General features: G+C 64.7%; 13 protein-coding genes. 9 read left to right on the plus strand and 4 right to left on the minus strand.

Annotated features, from left to right (window positions below; translation table 11 throughout):
* Window positions 1–15: 15 nt before the first annotated feature.
* The 6 genes from HZZ16_RS06270 to HZZ16_RS06295 all read left to right on the plus strand — a co-directional run bounded on the left by HZZ16_RS06270 (window position 16) and on the right by HZZ16_RS06295 (window position 4,249).
* Window positions 16–1,803, plus strand: coding sequence for a thiamine pyrophosphate-requiring protein (locus HZZ16_RS06270; protein WP_197947636.1), 1,788 nt, complete (start codon window positions 16–18; stop codon window positions 1,801–1,803).
* 8 nt (window positions 1,804–1,811) lie between these two features.
* A complete protein-coding gene (locus HZZ16_RS06275; protein ID WP_197947637.1) occupies window positions 1,812–2,039 on the plus strand; it encodes a hypothetical protein in 228 nt (75 codons plus the stop codon).
* A gap of 85 nt (window positions 2,040–2,124) precedes the next feature.
* The gene (locus HZZ16_RS06280; RefSeq protein ID WP_197947638.1) at window positions 2,125–2,676 is read left to right on the plus strand and encodes a DUF4142 domain-containing protein; all 552 of its coding nucleotides are present in this window, start codon (window positions 2,125–2,127) and stop codon (window positions 2,674–2,676) included.
* A 153-nt stretch (window positions 2,677–2,829) separates the two neighbouring features.
* On the plus strand, window positions 2,830–3,417 hold the full coding sequence (locus HZZ16_RS06285) for a phosphatase PAP2 family protein (RefSeq protein ID WP_197947639.1): 588 nt from the start codon (window positions 2,830–2,832) through the stop codon (window positions 3,415–3,417).
* Entirely contained in the window at window positions 3,414–3,761 is a 348-nt protein-coding gene (locus HZZ16_RS06290; protein ID WP_197947640.1) for a DUF3147 family protein, read from the plus strand. Before HZZ16_RS06285 ends, HZZ16_RS06290 begins: the two co-directional genes overlap by 4 nt.
* Complete coding sequence (locus HZZ16_RS06295; RefSeq protein WP_197947641.1) at window positions 3,761–4,249, plus strand: DUF3147 family protein; 489 nt, start codon at window positions 3,761–3,763, stop codon at window positions 4,247–4,249. The genes HZZ16_RS06290 and HZZ16_RS06295 overlap by 1 nt, the downstream gene beginning before the upstream one ends.
* 98 nt (window positions 4,250–4,347) lie before the next feature.
* Here HZZ16_RS06295 and HZZ16_RS06300 read toward each other — a convergent pair whose 3' ends face one another.
* Window positions 4,348–4,515 carry a hypothetical protein gene (locus tag HZZ16_RS06300; RefSeq protein WP_197947642.1) on the minus strand — a complete coding sequence of 56 codons (168 nt, stop codon included), beginning with the start codon at window positions 4,513–4,515 and terminating at the stop codon, window positions 4,348–4,350.
* A gap of 167 nt (window positions 4,516–4,682) precedes the next feature.
* On the opposite strand from HZZ16_RS06300, the gene HZZ16_RS06305 reads away from it, so the two are divergent.
* Window positions 4,683–4,928, plus strand: coding sequence for a hypothetical protein (locus HZZ16_RS06305; RefSeq protein ID WP_197947643.1), 246 nt, complete (start codon window positions 4,683–4,685; stop codon window positions 4,926–4,928).
* 145 nt (window positions 4,929–5,073) lie between these two features.
* Here the strand turns inward: HZZ16_RS06305 and HZZ16_RS06310 are convergent, their stop codons facing one another.
* Both HZZ16_RS06310 and HZZ16_RS06315 read right to left on the minus strand, forming a co-directional pair.
* Complete coding sequence (locus tag HZZ16_RS06310) at window positions 5,074–5,277, minus strand: hypothetical protein (RefSeq protein ID WP_197947644.1); 204 nt, start codon at window positions 5,275–5,277, stop codon at window positions 5,074–5,076.
* A gap of 309 nt (window positions 5,278–5,586) precedes the next feature.
* The gene (locus HZZ16_RS06315; protein ID WP_197947645.1) at window positions 5,587–5,781 is read right to left on the minus strand and encodes a hypothetical protein; all 195 of its coding nucleotides are present in this window, start codon (window positions 5,779–5,781) and stop codon (window positions 5,587–5,589) included.
* 95 nt (window positions 5,782–5,876) lie between these two features.
* Here HZZ16_RS06315 and HZZ16_RS06320 point away from each other — a divergent pair, with 95 nt between their 5' ends.
* On the plus strand, window positions 5,877–6,389 hold the full coding sequence (locus tag HZZ16_RS06320; protein ID WP_197947646.1) for a DUF4142 domain-containing protein: 513 nt from the start codon (window positions 5,877–5,879) through the stop codon (window positions 6,387–6,389).
* A gap of 5 nt (window positions 6,390–6,394) precedes the next feature.
* On the opposite strand, the gene HZZ16_RS06325 is transcribed toward HZZ16_RS06320, so the two are convergent.
* Window positions 6,395–6,688: a hypothetical protein gene (locus HZZ16_RS06325; RefSeq protein ID WP_197947647.1), complete on the minus strand. Its 294-nt coding sequence runs from the start codon at window positions 6,686–6,688 to the stop codon at window positions 6,395–6,397.
* Between the two features lie 279 nt (window positions 6,689–6,967).
* Here HZZ16_RS06325 and HZZ16_RS06330 point away from each other — a divergent pair, with 279 nt between their 5' ends.
* Window positions 6,968–13,261 carry a HAMP domain-containing protein gene (locus HZZ16_RS06330; protein ID WP_197947648.1) on the plus strand — a complete coding sequence of 2,098 codons (6,294 nt, stop codon included), beginning with the start codon at window positions 6,968–6,970 and terminating at the stop codon, window positions 13,259–13,261.
* Window positions 13,262–13,268 lie beyond the last annotated feature (7 nt).

Genomic DNA, 13,268 nt, shown 5'->3' on the forward strand with positions numbered 1-13,268 from the left:
AGAGAGCCGCCCGCAATGTCCCAAACCGTCTCCGACTTCATCATTCAGCGCCTGCACCAATGGGGCGTGCGCCACATCTTTGGTTATCCCGGCGACGGCATCAACGGGGTGTTCGGTGCGATGAACCGGGCCGGCGGCAAGATCGGCTTCGTGCAAGCGCGGCACGAGGAAATGGCGGCATTCATGGCGACCGCTTACGCAAAATTCTCGGGCGAGCTCGGCGTCTGCATTGCGACCTCCGGTCCCGGCGCCTCGCATCTCGTCACCGGGCTGTACGATGCGCTGCTCGACCACCAGCCGGTGCTGGCGATCGTCGGCCAGCAGTCGCGCAACGCCCTCGGCGGTCACTATCAGCAGGAACTCGATCTGCTCTCGATGTTCAAGGACGTCGCCGGCGCCTATGTCATGCAGGCGTCCTCGCCCGCGCAAGTGCGACACCTGATTGATCGGTCGGTGCGGATCGCACTGGCGCGGCGGACTCCCACCGTCATCATCTTGCCCAACGACTTGCAGGAGGAGTCTTACGAGGACCCACCCCGCGCGCACGGCACGCTGCATTCCGGCGTCGGGTACAGCGCGCCTAAAGTCATCCCGCGTGATGCCGATCTCGACCGTGCCGCGGAGATCCTCAATGCCGGCAAAAAGGTCGCGATGCTCGTCGGCGCCGGAGCGCTCGGCGCTACCGACGAAGTCATCGCGGTCGCCGACCGGCTGTCGGCCGGCTGCGCCAAGGCGCTGCTCGGCAAGGCCGCGCTGCCCGATGACCTGCCATGGGTCACCGGCTCGATCGGCCTGCTCGGTACCGAGCCCAGCTACAACATGATGATGGAATGCGACACGCTGCTGATGGTGGGCTCGGCCTTTCCTTACGCCGAATTCCTGCCGAAGGAGGGCAGCGCGCGCGGCGTGCAGATCGACATCGATGCCAGCATGATGTCGATCCGCTTTCCCATGGAGGTCGGCCTCGTCGGAGATGCCACTGAGACGCTGCGCGCATTGTTGCCGCGGCTGAAACCCAAAGGCGACGGCGCCTGGCGCCGGGGCATCCAAGAGGACGTTGCGACATGGTGGAAGACATTGGATGACCGCGCGCATCAGCCCGCCGCGCCAGTCAATCCGCAGCTCGTCGCCTGGGAATTGTCACCGCGCCTGCCCGACCGCGCCATCATCACCAGCGATTCCGGCTCATGCGCCAACTGGTTCGCCCGCGATCTGAAGATGCGGCGCGGCATGACGGCCTCGCTCTCCGGCGGGCTCGCCTCGATGGGCGCTGCGGTGCCTTACGCGCTGGCGGCCAAATACGCCCATCCGGACCGCCCCGTGATTGCACTGGTCGGGGACGGTGCCATGCAGATGAACAACATGGCGGAGCTGATCACCGCTGCGAAATATTGGCGCGACTGGAAGGACCCGCGTTTCATCGTCTGCGTCTTCAACAATGAGGACCTCAACCAGGTCACCTGGGAGCAACGCATTATCAACGGTGATCCCAAGTTCGAGGCGTCGCAGCGCATTCCCGATGTCTCCTATTCGCGCTTCGCCGAGCTGATCGGATTGCGCGGCATCTTCGTCGACAGCCCACAGCTGCTCGGCTCGGCCTGGGAGCAGGCGCTGGGCAGCGAGATGCCGATCGTGCTGGAGGTGAAAACCGATCCAGAGGTGCCGCCGCTGCCGCCACACATCACCTTGCAGCAGGCGAAGAACTTCTCGCTCGCCGTGATGAAGGGCGACCCGAACGAGAGCGGGATGATCAAGGGAGCAGCGCGGCAGGTGCTGGAATCGATCCTGCCCGGAACGCAATGAGGTGAACCATGAGTGACTTCCGCGACATCCGACACGGCGTCAACGATCCGGTCGACGGTCTCGACGTCAAGCGCCGGATCAACGACAATCGCACATCCCACGAGCAGGCGCAGCACCACGCTGACGTACGGGCCGACGCAACCGCTATGCCTGCCGAACCGTTCCTGCCCGAGCGGCTTCGACGCAAGCCGACGGATCCGATCAATCCGCGCACCGGACGGAATCCCGCGGATTAGCCCTTAGGAACCTCGGCCCCGGCGGCGTGTTGGTCGGCGCACGTCGCGGGCAAGCGGCCGCGCGACCTTTCGGAAGGATTTGACCATGAAACGCACAATCATCGCCCTTGCCTGTATGGTTCTCGCAGGCCCCGCTCTCGCCCAATCGCTGGGCGAAAAGACCGGCGTGAATTCGGCGCTCGGCGTTGCGCCTGCGACCGCCGACTTCGTCACGCAGGTCGCGATCAGCGACATGTTCGAGATCGAATCGAGCAAGCTCGCCCAGCAGAAGGGCAACGCGGAAGAGAAAACCTTCGCTCAGCAGATGATCACTGATCACACCAAGACGAGCACCGAGCTCAAGGGTCTGGTCGGTAATGGCAAGGTACAGGCCACGCTGCCGACGGCGCTCGACAGCTCGCATCAGAGCAAGATCGACAAGCTCAAGAATGCGAGCGGCAAGGACTTCAGCTCGGACTACAATTCCTATCAGGTCAGCGCGCATGAAGACGCAGTGTCGCTGTTCGAGCGTTACGCCAAGGGCGGCGACAATGCCGAGCTCAAGGATTGGGCCGGCAAGACGCTCCCGGCGTTGAAGCACCACCTCGACATGGCCAAGAACCTCGGCAGGGCGCCGAGCGTCGGCCAATCCAAGTAACGCATTGCGGCAGGACGCCGGTCCTCCCGGCGTCCTGCCTGGCGCGCGATGAGAACGTCATCGCGCTGCCGCTGGGCGCCGCTTGCGCCCAGGAACTTTCCTTGTTTCCAGGCTTTACAAAACTGTCATGGAGGAAATGTCGCCGACGGACCGATGGCCTTAGTAACAGTCAAACCCACCCGGATCGATACGGCGATCGCCAACGAGATCGCGCACCATACCAGCTCGGAACTCGAGCATGCCGCCCAGGCCATGACCTGGGGCGCCGACGAGCATATCCTGGTCGCACTGGCGGCAGCGGGATGGCTCTACACCCACCTCCGGCATCCACAGCAGCGTCGCGTGGCCGATCACGTCCTGGTCGTGTCGCTGGTGACGGCCGTGTTGCCGCATGTCTTGAAATCCGTGTTCGATCAGACGAGGCCCGACCGGCTGACGGTGAGCGGCCACTGGCGAGGTGTTCCCGTTTCGGGGCGGGCCCGCGACGCGTTTCCCTCGGGCCACGCCGTGCATATGGGCGCCCTTGCCTCGGCGGCCGGTTTGTTGCCGCCCGCCCCGCGCAATTTGGTGCGATCGTTTGCGGTAGCGCTGTCCCTGACGCGTCTCGCGCTGCTCGCGCACTGGGCCAGTGACGTCGTGGCAGGTTTCACGCTCGGCATCGTCGTCGAGCGCCTGTTCAGGCCGTTGACGCTTGCGAAGTCGCGGCCCCGGCGCCGCGACGCTTCGGAGGGTCAGCCATGACCGAATATCTCGTGCGCTTCGTCGCCGGCGGCCTGATCGTATCCGTCTTCGCAATCGCAGGTGACATGCTGCGGCCGAAGAGCTTTGCCGGGCTGCTCGGCGCCGCACCGTCGGTGGCGCTTGCCACCCTCGCCATCGCCGTGGTCCAACACGGACCGCAATATGCTGCGGCCCAGAGCTGGACGATGATGTATGGCGCCGTCGCGCTCGCCTGCTACAGCATTGTCGTCTGCCATCTCCTGATGAGGTTCCGTTTCGGCGCGCTTCCAGCAACCATCCTTGCCTTCGTCGCGTGGCTCGTGGTCGCCTTCGGCCTGCTTGCCGGCCTGGGAGGTGCCGCCTGATGCTGGTGAAGCTATCGACATCGGCGCTGAAACAGACGCGATGGTACGAGTACGCCATTCGCTTCGTGCTCGGCGGCGGTGCGACGGTGCTGGCGGGCGTTATCGGCTCGAAGTTCGGCGTGTCCGTCGGCGGGCTCTTCCTTGCTCTTCCGGCCATCTTCTGCGCCAGCGCGACGCTGATCGAAAGCCACGAGCGTCACGCCAAGGAGAAGGCCGGCCTGAGCGGGCGGCGTCGCGGACAGGAGGCCGCGGCGCTCGATGCCGCCGGCGCCGCACTCGGCAGCATCGGCCTCGCCGCGTTCGCCGCTATCTTCCATTCGATCGTCGGGGCAAGCGTCGCGCTTGCTTTCTTCGCCGCGCTGACGGTCTGGGCCATCGTGTCCGTGGCGGCCTGGTGGCTCAGGCGCAAGCTTCGCATTGTCTCCCACAAGTCGCGCCGATCAGGCCCTTCGCCGTCGGCAACGGGCTCTCGCTTCGTGAAGCCCTAAAGCGTGAAGCGATTAGGATGAATCGTCATCGCGCTTTAGGTTATTGTTTGAGCATGATCTTTTTGGGAAGACCGCTGCACACTTTTCCGGATCATGCCCTAGCTCGCTTTGGCTCCCGTCGGGGGCTGCGATTGCGGCGGCTGCAGGCCCGGGCTGTTGGCCCAGCGCTCGACCTCATCGATGATCTTCTGCTGGCTTGGCCGCACCGGCTCGGGTGCTGTGGGTTCTTCGGAAAGCTTGCGAGGCAACCTGACTTGGTCCGTCATGGTCTCTCTCCCTTTCCGGAACAATGCCCCACGGCAGCGCGCGTTTCAATAAATTATTGATTTGATTGGTTTCCTGCTCATTTGCAGACTTTGTCGGCTTTCGTGGAACTCGCATCAAGTTGGCTCGTTGAGTAAACTACTCAACCTACTCAAATTGCGTGATCGCCATGAACGACCTTCGCGCCGAGCGCCTTCAGGTCATGCTCTCGCCGGAAGAGTTGGCCGCCATTGACGATTTCCGGTTCAAACACCGCATGCCGACGCGGGCGGCAGCAGTCCGCGAACTCCTGAAGTTCGGACTGGCCGCTGTGGGCGTTGATGCCGCTGCCGGCGTGAAGTCAAGCAGCTTCGGCGTGTTCGGCCGCGGGCCCGAAGGACATACTCAGGGGGATCCCGAGAGCGGCGGCAAATGACGCACAGAAGCCCCCTCCAAAAGCAAACGACCCCGGCACGGTGGGTGCCAGGGCCGTCCTTGGAGATTACTTCCGGCGCACCGGGGGCATGACTACCGGAAGCAATCCGTCGACTCTTCCCGCGCGAATTCGTTCCTGGTGAGAGCTAGCCCGTGGCGTCGCTCGAGCCGTCCGGCATGGCGCCGGAACCCGGCGTCTTGATGTTGTCGTTCAGCTTGGGATCCCGTGTCGCTTCACGCGAGGGCGAGCCTTTCGGATCCGTCTTGTGCACGGATTGTGCACGTTCCTTGTCGCGGGGCTGCTCCTCCCCACGCTTGTCCTTGACGATGCCTTGATCGGAATGGGCCATGATGCGCTCTCGCTTCTGCTGATGTGTCGGAGCGCTTACGCATTGCGGCGGCGAATGTTCCGCTGCCGCAATCAGCTGCGCGTGGCGTGAACGGCAGATGCGCTCTCGAGATGTACCTGCCGCACCGTCGTCACCGTCGCGAATGCAACGGAGACGCCAAAGGCGAGAATGAGGGAAAGAAGAGCCAGACGTGGAGCCATCGCCAAACCTCCTTCTGCAGCTAGAACCTCAATCGATTTCCCCGGACGATCCCAAATCAGTTGCTGTCCTTCCGTGAGCGGTCTCACATGCAGATTCTTGATGACGAGCTCACCCGTTCCGCTTTGGAGCTGCATGGACGGGAACGGGCGAAATTTCGCCGTCGAGCCAATCCTGCTCGTTGGCGAGTGCCGTCCAGGCGTCGGCCATGCGCGAATAGCGCTTATGCGCGGGCTGTCCGTCGGCACGCTCGGCAAGCTGAAGACAATTGTCGGCGTTGTCTCTGAAGATGTCAGACTGTTTCATGTAGAGGACGTGGGGACGGAACTCTTGCGCCGCAACCCGCTTACCGGATCGTAATGGTCGGGGAACTTTCGCCCGCGATTCGTCATTGAAGATCGATGCGAGTTGTCGCCGCAACCATTTTAGCATTGATCAGCACCTCTGCGCTGGCCGACAGCGTTGGCGAGCGAAAGCCCGGCGAACGGGCACCCTCCGCGATCGAGGTGATCAGCGGCGCCTACAATTTCAGCCGGTTTCAACAGGGGCTGCTCGAGAACACCGACCTCAAGGGCAACGCGGAGGTCAAAAATCTCGCCGCCCTGCGCGCCGAAGAAGCGGCTAACCGCGACAAGAGGCTGAAAGAGGTCCAGGAGGCCATCGGCGCGGAACTGCACGTCGGCAGGACAACATCCTCGAGCGCGAGCCTCGTCGAGCCCGAAATGTCGGATGGTCCGGCCTACGTCAGAAGTTTCTATGCCGCGCAGATTCCCGAGTATGCATCGATCATCGGCCTGCTCGAGCGCTATCTGGCGGCGCCCGATAATGCGGCGCTCGCAGCGTTCGCGCGCGAACAGCTGCCGCTGCTGCGCGCGCAGGCCAGGGACGCCGAGCGCACCATGGCGGACAAATAACCTCTCTAATTCTCGTTCGGATGTTGCTGGCTCTGCGGCCGCACGGTGCGGTCACTCTCCGGCATCTTGTCGCGACCCGCATCGGCGTTGTCGTCCTTGCCGCCGGACGACGACGTGCCGCTTCCGCTCGGATTCGAGCGGCTAGCCGCTCCGGTGGTCGGCGTGTCCGCCTTCGGGCTGGCGGAGCTTGCGGCGGGGTCGCCTGTCACGGAGCCGCGCCCGCTTGGCGCGCCGCCCTGCGCCAGAGCCGACCCCGCGGCAAGCACCGTGATGGCGATGGCGACAATTGCTGCTTTCATGTCCGTTCTCCCTGTCTAGGGCTAACCGTCAGGCTCGGCGCTCCGTTCCGAAGGAGGGATGCGGACGGCCGACGCGTGGACGACCCGCCCCCGCGGCCTTTTTCCGTCAGAGGGTTGGAACCAAACCGGCCGGTCCGTTGTTAACTCGGTTGGGCTGAGCAAAGCGGGTTCCAATTCCTTGCGCCGTACGTTGGCGCTTGATTTCGAATTTGGCTGACGCTCTTATTTCGACGAACGCGTCTTGCCGCGGATTCGGCCGACGCCTGCGGGGGAAACAGTATGAGCGACCTCGATTCCGGAACTGCATCACGCTCCGGTCGTCGCGTCCCAAAGCCAAAAATCAACGGTACGTCCGAGCCGGATTCCCGAGCGGAACTGCTGCTCGCCTTGCAGGCGATGCGCAGCGGCGACTTTTCGGTGCGCATGAGCGGCGACTATCTCGGTATCGACGGCAAGATCGCCGACACCTTTAACGAAATTATCGCTGCCAACCAGCGCATGGCGCAGCAGCTCGAGCTGGTGGGCCAGGTGGTGGGACGCGAAGGCAAGACCCGCCAGCGCGTGAAATTCGGTCTTGCGTCGGGCTCCTGGGCCGACATGGAAGGTTCCGTCAATACGCTGATCGACGACCTGTTGTGGCCGACGCGCGAGGTGACACGCGCGGTTGCTGCTGTCGCGCAAGGCGACCTGCTGCAGACCGTCAAGCTGGACGTCGATGGCCGTCCGCTCCGCGGCGAATTCTTGCAGTCGGCGACGATCGTCAACACCATGATCAAGCAGCTCGGCGTGTTCACCTCGGAGGTGACGCGCGTGGCGCGCGAGGTCGGCACCGAAGGCAAGCTCGGCGGCCAGGCCCAGGTGCCGGAGGTGACCGGCGTCTGGAAGGACCTCACCGAGAGCGTCAACTCGATGGCGAACAACCTGACCAATCAGGTTCGCAACATCGCCGAGGTGACGATCGCGGTCGCCAATGGCGACCTTTCCAAGAAGATCACGGTCGACGTCCGCGGCGAGATCCTTCAGCTCAAGGAAGCCATCAATACGATGGTGGACCAGCTGCGCTCCTTCGCCTCCGAAGTGACGCGCGTGGCGCGGGAGGTCGGCACCGACGGCAAGCTGGGCGGCCAAGCCATCGTGCCCGGCGTCGCCGGCACCTGGAAGGACCTGACCGACTCCGTCAACGCGATGTGCGGCAACCTGACCGCACAAGTGCGCAACATCGCCAACGTCACCACCGCGGTGGCGCGCGGCGACCTCTCGCGCAAAATCACCGTGGACGTGCGCGGCGAGATCCTGGAGCTGAAGGACACCATTAACACCATGGTGGACCAGCTCAACTCGTTCGCTTCGGAAGTGACGCGCGTGGCGCGCGAGGTCGGCACCGAGGGCAAGCTCGGCGGCCAGGCCCAGGTGCCCGGCGTGGCCGGCACCTGGAAGGACCTCACCGACAACGTCAACTTCATGGCCTCCAACCTGACCGCGCAGGTCCGCAACATCGCCGACGTCGCGACCGCCATCGCGAGCGGCGACTTGTCGAAGAAGATCACGGTGAACGTCTCGGGCGAGATCCTTCAGCTGAAGGAGACGCTCAACACCATGGTGGACCAGCTCAATGCCTTCGCCGGCGAAGTGACGCGCGTCGCCCGCGAGGTCGGTACCGAAGGCCGCCTCGGCGGCCAGGCCAACGTGCTTGGCGTCGCTGGCACCTGGAAGGACCTCACCGAGAGCGTCAACTCGATGGCCTCGAACCTGACCGCACAGGTCCGCAACATCGCCGAGGTGACCACCGCAGTCGCCGGCGGCGACCTCTCCAAGAAGATCACCGTGGACGTGCGCGGCGAGATCCTTGAGCTGAAGGACACCATCAACACGATGGTGGACCAGCTCAACGCCTTCGCCGGCGAAGTCACGCGCGTGGCGCGCGAGGTCGGCACCGAAGGCAAGCTCGGCGGTCAGGCGGTGGTGCGCGGCGTCGGCGGCACGTGGAAGGACCTCACCGACAGCGTCAACTCGATGGCCTCGAACCTCACCGGCCAGGTCCGCAACATCGCCGAGGTCGCAACCGCGGTGGCGAAGGGCGACCTGTCCAAGAAGATCACGGTGAACGTGTCCGGCGAAATCCTTCAGCTGAAGGAAACGCTCAACACCATGGTGGACCAGCTCAACGCCTTCGCCGGCGAAGTGACGCGCGTCGCCCGCGAGGTCGGCACCGACGGCAAGCTCGGCGGCCAGGCCGACGTGCCCGGCGTCGCCGGCACCTGGAAGGACTTGACCGACTCGGTGAACTCGATGGCGGGCAACCTCACCGCCCAGGTCCGCAACATCGCGGAAGTCGCCACCGCCATCGCCGGCGGCGACCTGTCGCGCAAGATCACCGTGGACGTGCGCGGCGAGATCCTTCAGCTCAAGGACACGCTGAACACCATGGTCGACCAGCTCAACCGCTTCGCTGGCGAGGTGACGCGCGTGGCGCGCGAGGTCGGCACCGAAGGCCGCCTCGGCGGTCAGGCCAACGTGCCCGGCGTCGCCGGCACCTGGAAGGACTTGACCGACTCCGTGAACTCGATGGCGGGCAACCTCACCGCCCAGGTCCGCAACATCGCCGAGGTGACGACCGCGGTCGCGCGCGGCGACCTCTCGCGCAAGATCACCGTCGACGTGAAGGGCGAAATCCTCGAGCTGAAGAACACCATCAATACCATGGTGGACCAGCTCAACGGCTTTGCCGGCGAAGTCACGCGCGTGGCGCGCGAGGTCGGCACCGAAGGCAAGCTCGGCGGCCAGGCCGAAGTGCCCGGCGTCGCCGGCACCTGGAAGGACCTCACCGACAACGTCAACTTCATGGCCTCCAACCTGACGGCGCAGGTCCGTAACATCGCCGAGGTCGCGACCGCGATCGCCGGCGGTGACCTGTCGAAGAAGATCACGGTGGACGTGCGCGGCGAGATCCTTCTCCTGAAGGACACGCTGAACACGATGGTCGAGCAGCTCCGCTCCTTCGCCGCCGAAGTCACGCGCGTGGCGCGCGAGGTCGGCACCGAGGGTCGGCTGGGCGGTCAGGCCGTCGTGCCCGGCGTCGGCGGCACCTGGAAGGATCTGACCGACAACGTCAACCTCTTGGCTGCGAACCTCACCACCCAGGTCCGCAACATCGCCGAAGTCACCACGGCGGTCGCGCGCGGCGACCTCTCGCGCAAGATCACCGTCGACGTGAAGGGCGAAATCCTGGAGCTGAAGAACACCATCAACACCATGGTGGACCAGCTCAACGCCTTCGCCGGCGAGGTGACGCGCGTGGCGCGCGAGGTCGGCACCGAAGGCAAGCTCGGCGGCCAGGCCCAGGTGCCCGGCGTCGCCGGCACGTGGAAGGATCTCACCGACACCGTCAACTTCATGGCGGCGAACCTGACCGAGCAGGTGCGCGGCATCGTCAAGGTGGTGACCGCAGTCGCCAATGGCGATCTGAAGCAGAACCTCACGGTGAAATCGAAGGGCGAAGTCGCGGCGCTCGCCGACACCATCAACAACATGACCGAGACGCTCGCGACCTTCGCCGACCAGGTGACCTCGGTGGCGCGCGAGGTGGGCGTCGAAGGCCGGCTCGGCGGCCAGGCCAACGTGCCCGGTGCTGCCGGCACCTGGAAGGATCTCACGGGCAACGTCAACCTGCTCGCGGCCAACCTGACCTCGCAGGTGCGCGCGATCGCGGAAGTCGCAACTGCGGTGACCAAGGGCGACCTGACGCGGTCGATCCAGGTCGACGCCCGCGGCGAAGTGGCGGAGCTGAAGGACAACATCAACACGATGATCACCAACCTCCGTCTCACGACGGAGCTGAACACCGAGCAGGACTGGCTCAAGACCAACCTCGCCAAGTTCACCAACATGCTCCAGGGCCAGCGCGACCTCACCACCGTCGGCCGGCTGCTGCTCACCGAATTGTCCCCGCTGGTGAACGCCCACACCGGCGTGATCTACCAGGTCGAAAACGAGAACGATCCCCAGCTCCTGCTGCTCGCCTCTTACGCCAGCGACGGAGTCTACCCCTATCTGCCGGTGCTGCAGTTCGGCGAAGGCCTGATCGGCCAGTGCGCCCTCGACAAGCGGCCGCGCGTCATCTCCGACATTCCGTCGGACGTGGTGCCGATCAACTCGGCGCTGTTCCGCGTCGCACCGAAGAACCTCGTCGTGCTCCCGGTCCTGTTCGAAGGCCAGGTCAAGGCCGTGATCGAGCTCGCCTCGCTGGTCTCCTTCACGACCTCGCAGATGACGTTCCTGGAACAGCTCACCGACTCCATCGGCATCGTGCTCAATTCGATCGAGGCCACGATGCAGACGGAAGGCCTGCTCAAGCAGTCGCAGCAGCTCGCCGGCGAGCTGCAGACCCAGCAGCGCGAATTGCAGCAGACCAACGACCAGCTCGAGCAGAAGGCGCAACAGCTCGCCGAGCGCAACGTCGAGGTGGAACGCAAGAACCAGGAGATCGAGCAGGCCCGCCGCGCGCTCGAGGAAAAGGCGACCGAGCTCGCGCTGACCTCGAAGTACAAGTCCGAATTCCTCGCCAATATGAGCCACGAGCTGCGCACGCCGCTGAACTCGATCCTGATCCTCGGACAGCAGCTCAGCGACAACCCCGATGGCAACCTCTCGGCCAAGCAGGTCGAATTCGCCCGCACCATCCATGGCGCCGGCACCGACCTGCTCAACCTCATCAGCGACATTCTCGATCTCTCCAAGATCGAGTCCGGCACCGTGACGGTCGACGCCGAGGAAATCCTGACCGCGAACCTGCTCGAGACCGTCGGCCGGCCGTTCCGGCACGAGGCGGACAACCGCAACCTGTCGTTCAAGATCGATGTCGATCCGAACCTGCCGCGCAGCATCGTGACCGACTCCAAGCGGCTGCAACAGGTTCTGAAGAACCTGCTCTCCAACGCCTTCAAGTTCACCGCCGACGGCGAAGTGCGCCTGAAGGTCGCCGGCGCAGTCGGCGGCTGGGGGACGGATCATCCGGTGCTGAACTCGGCGCCGGCCGTGATCGCCTTCGAAGTGTCCGACACCGGCATCGGCATTCCCCTGGAGAAGCAGAAGCTGATCTTCGAGGCGTTCCAGCAGGCCGATGCCGGCACCAGCCGCAAATATGGCGGCACCGGCCTCGGTCTTGCGATCAGCCGCGAGCTTGCCAGCCTGCTCGGCGGCGAGATCCACCTGCGCAGCGCGCCGGGCAAGGGCTCCACCTTCACGCTCTATCTGCCCTTGAAATATTCCGGCCCGACCCTCGCGCCGCGGGCGCCGGCGTCACAGCAATACGGCCAGCCGCCGGCGCTGCAGCCTGCCGCACCTGACCAGCAGCGCGTTATCGAACAGCTGCCCGACGACCGCCTCAACCTCGAGGCCGGCGACACCATTCTCCTGATCGTCGAGGACGACCCGCATTATGCCCGCGTGCTGGTCGATCTGGCCCGCGACAAGGGCTTCAAGGTCCTGGTCGCCGCGCGCGGCGCCGAGGCCCTCGAGCTCGCCAAGCAATACCAGCCAACGGCCGTCTCCCTCGACGTGTTCCTGCCCGACATGCTGGGCTGGACCGTGCTGAGCCAGCTCAAGCACAATCCGCTCACCCGCCACATCCCGGTCCAGATCATCACGCTCGACGAGGACCGCCAGCATGCGCTGGCGCGCGGCGCCTTCTCCTTCGTCAACAAGCCGACGACGACGGAGGGCGTCTCGGCCGCGCTGACGCAGATCAAGGAATATGCGCGGCCGCGGCGCAAGCGGCTCTTGATCGTCGAGGACAACGAGGCCGAGCGGCTCTCGATCCGCGAGCTGCTGCACCACGACGACATCGAGATCCTGGCCACGGATACCGGGGCCGGCGCGCTCACGACGTTGCGCGAGCAGCCCTGCGATTGCGTGGTGCTCGACCTCAGGCTGCCCGACATGAGCGGCTTCGAGGTGCTCGATCAGATCCGCAACGACGAGGCGCTGTCGAACATCCCCGTCGTGGTGTTCACCGGCCGCGAGCTTTCCGCCGAGGAGGATGCCGAGCTCCACACCATGGCACGCAGCATCGTGGTCAAGGGCGTGGAATCGCCCGAGCGCCTGCTCGACGAGACCGCGTTGTTCCTGCACCGCGTGATCACGGAGCTGCCGATCGAGAAGCAGCGCATGCTGGAGAAGCTGAACAGTTCCGACGAGGACCTGATCGGCAAGACCGCCCTGCTCGTCGACGACGACGCCCGCAACATCTTCGCGCTGTCCAGCGTGCTGGAACGACGCGGCATGAAGGTGCTGACGGCCACGACCGGCAGCGAGGCGGTGACACTGGTCGAATCCAATCCGGAGATCGCGATCGTGCTGATGGACATCATGATGCCGCAGATGGATGGCTATCAGACCATCGGCGTGATCCGCGAGAACCCGGCCTTCGCCCGTCTGCCGATCATCGCGTTGACCGCAAAGGCGATGAAGGGCGACCGCGAGAAGTGCCTCGAAGCCGGTGCGTCCGACTACCTCGCCAAGCCGGTCAACACCGACCAATTGCTGCTTGCGATCCGCATGTGGCTGCATCGCTGAGTTGGGC

It is taken from the genome of Bradyrhizobium glycinis (assembly GCF_016031655.1).
In the GTDB taxonomy this organism is placed as follows: Bacteria; Pseudomonadota; Alphaproteobacteria; order Rhizobiales; family Xanthobacteraceae; genus Bradyrhizobium; species Bradyrhizobium glycinis.

Excerpts from the sequence above, each read along its gene's own strand:
- HZZ16_RS06270 (WP_197947636.1), top strand. The coding sequence starts at position 16 with ATGTCCCAAACCGTCTCCGACTTCATCATTCAGCGCCTGCACCAATGG.
- HZZ16_RS06275 (WP_197947637.1), top strand. The coding sequence starts at position 1,812 with ATGAGTGACTTCCGCGACATCCGACACGGCGTCAACGATCCGGTCGAC.
- HZZ16_RS06280 (WP_197947638.1), top strand. The coding sequence starts at position 2,125 with ATGAAACGCACAATCATCGCCCTTGCCTGTATGGTTCTCGCAGGCCCC.
- HZZ16_RS06285 (WP_197947639.1), top strand. The coding sequence starts at position 2,830 with ATGGCCTTAGTAACAGTCAAACCCACCCGGATCGATACGGCGATCGCC.
- HZZ16_RS06290 (WP_197947640.1), top strand. The coding sequence starts at position 3,414 with ATGACCGAATATCTCGTGCGCTTCGTCGCCGGCGGCCTGATCGTATCC.
- HZZ16_RS06295 (WP_197947641.1), top strand. The coding sequence starts at position 3,761 with ATGCTGGTGAAGCTATCGACATCGGCGCTGAAACAGACGCGATGGTAC.
- HZZ16_RS06300 (WP_197947642.1), bottom strand. The coding sequence starts at position 4,515 with ATGACGGACCAAGTCAGGTTGCCTCGCAAGCTTTCCGAAGAACCCACA.
- HZZ16_RS06305 (WP_197947643.1), top strand. The coding sequence starts at position 4,683 with ATGAACGACCTTCGCGCCGAGCGCCTTCAGGTCATGCTCTCGCCGGAA.
- HZZ16_RS06310 (WP_197947644.1), bottom strand. The coding sequence starts at position 5,277 with ATGGCCCATTCCGATCAAGGCATCGTCAAGGACAAGCGTGGGGAGGAG.
- HZZ16_RS06315 (WP_197947645.1), bottom strand. The coding sequence starts at position 5,781 with ATGAAACAGTCTGACATCTTCAGAGACAACGCCGACAATTGTCTTCAG.
- HZZ16_RS06320 (WP_197947646.1), top strand. The coding sequence starts at position 5,877 with ATGCGAGTTGTCGCCGCAACCATTTTAGCATTGATCAGCACCTCTGCG.
- HZZ16_RS06325 (WP_197947647.1), bottom strand. The coding sequence starts at position 6,688 with ATGAAAGCAGCAATTGTCGCCATCGCCATCACGGTGCTTGCCGCGGGG.
- HZZ16_RS06330 (WP_197947648.1), top strand. The coding sequence starts at position 6,968 with ATGAGCGACCTCGATTCCGGAACTGCATCACGCTCCGGTCGTCGCGTC.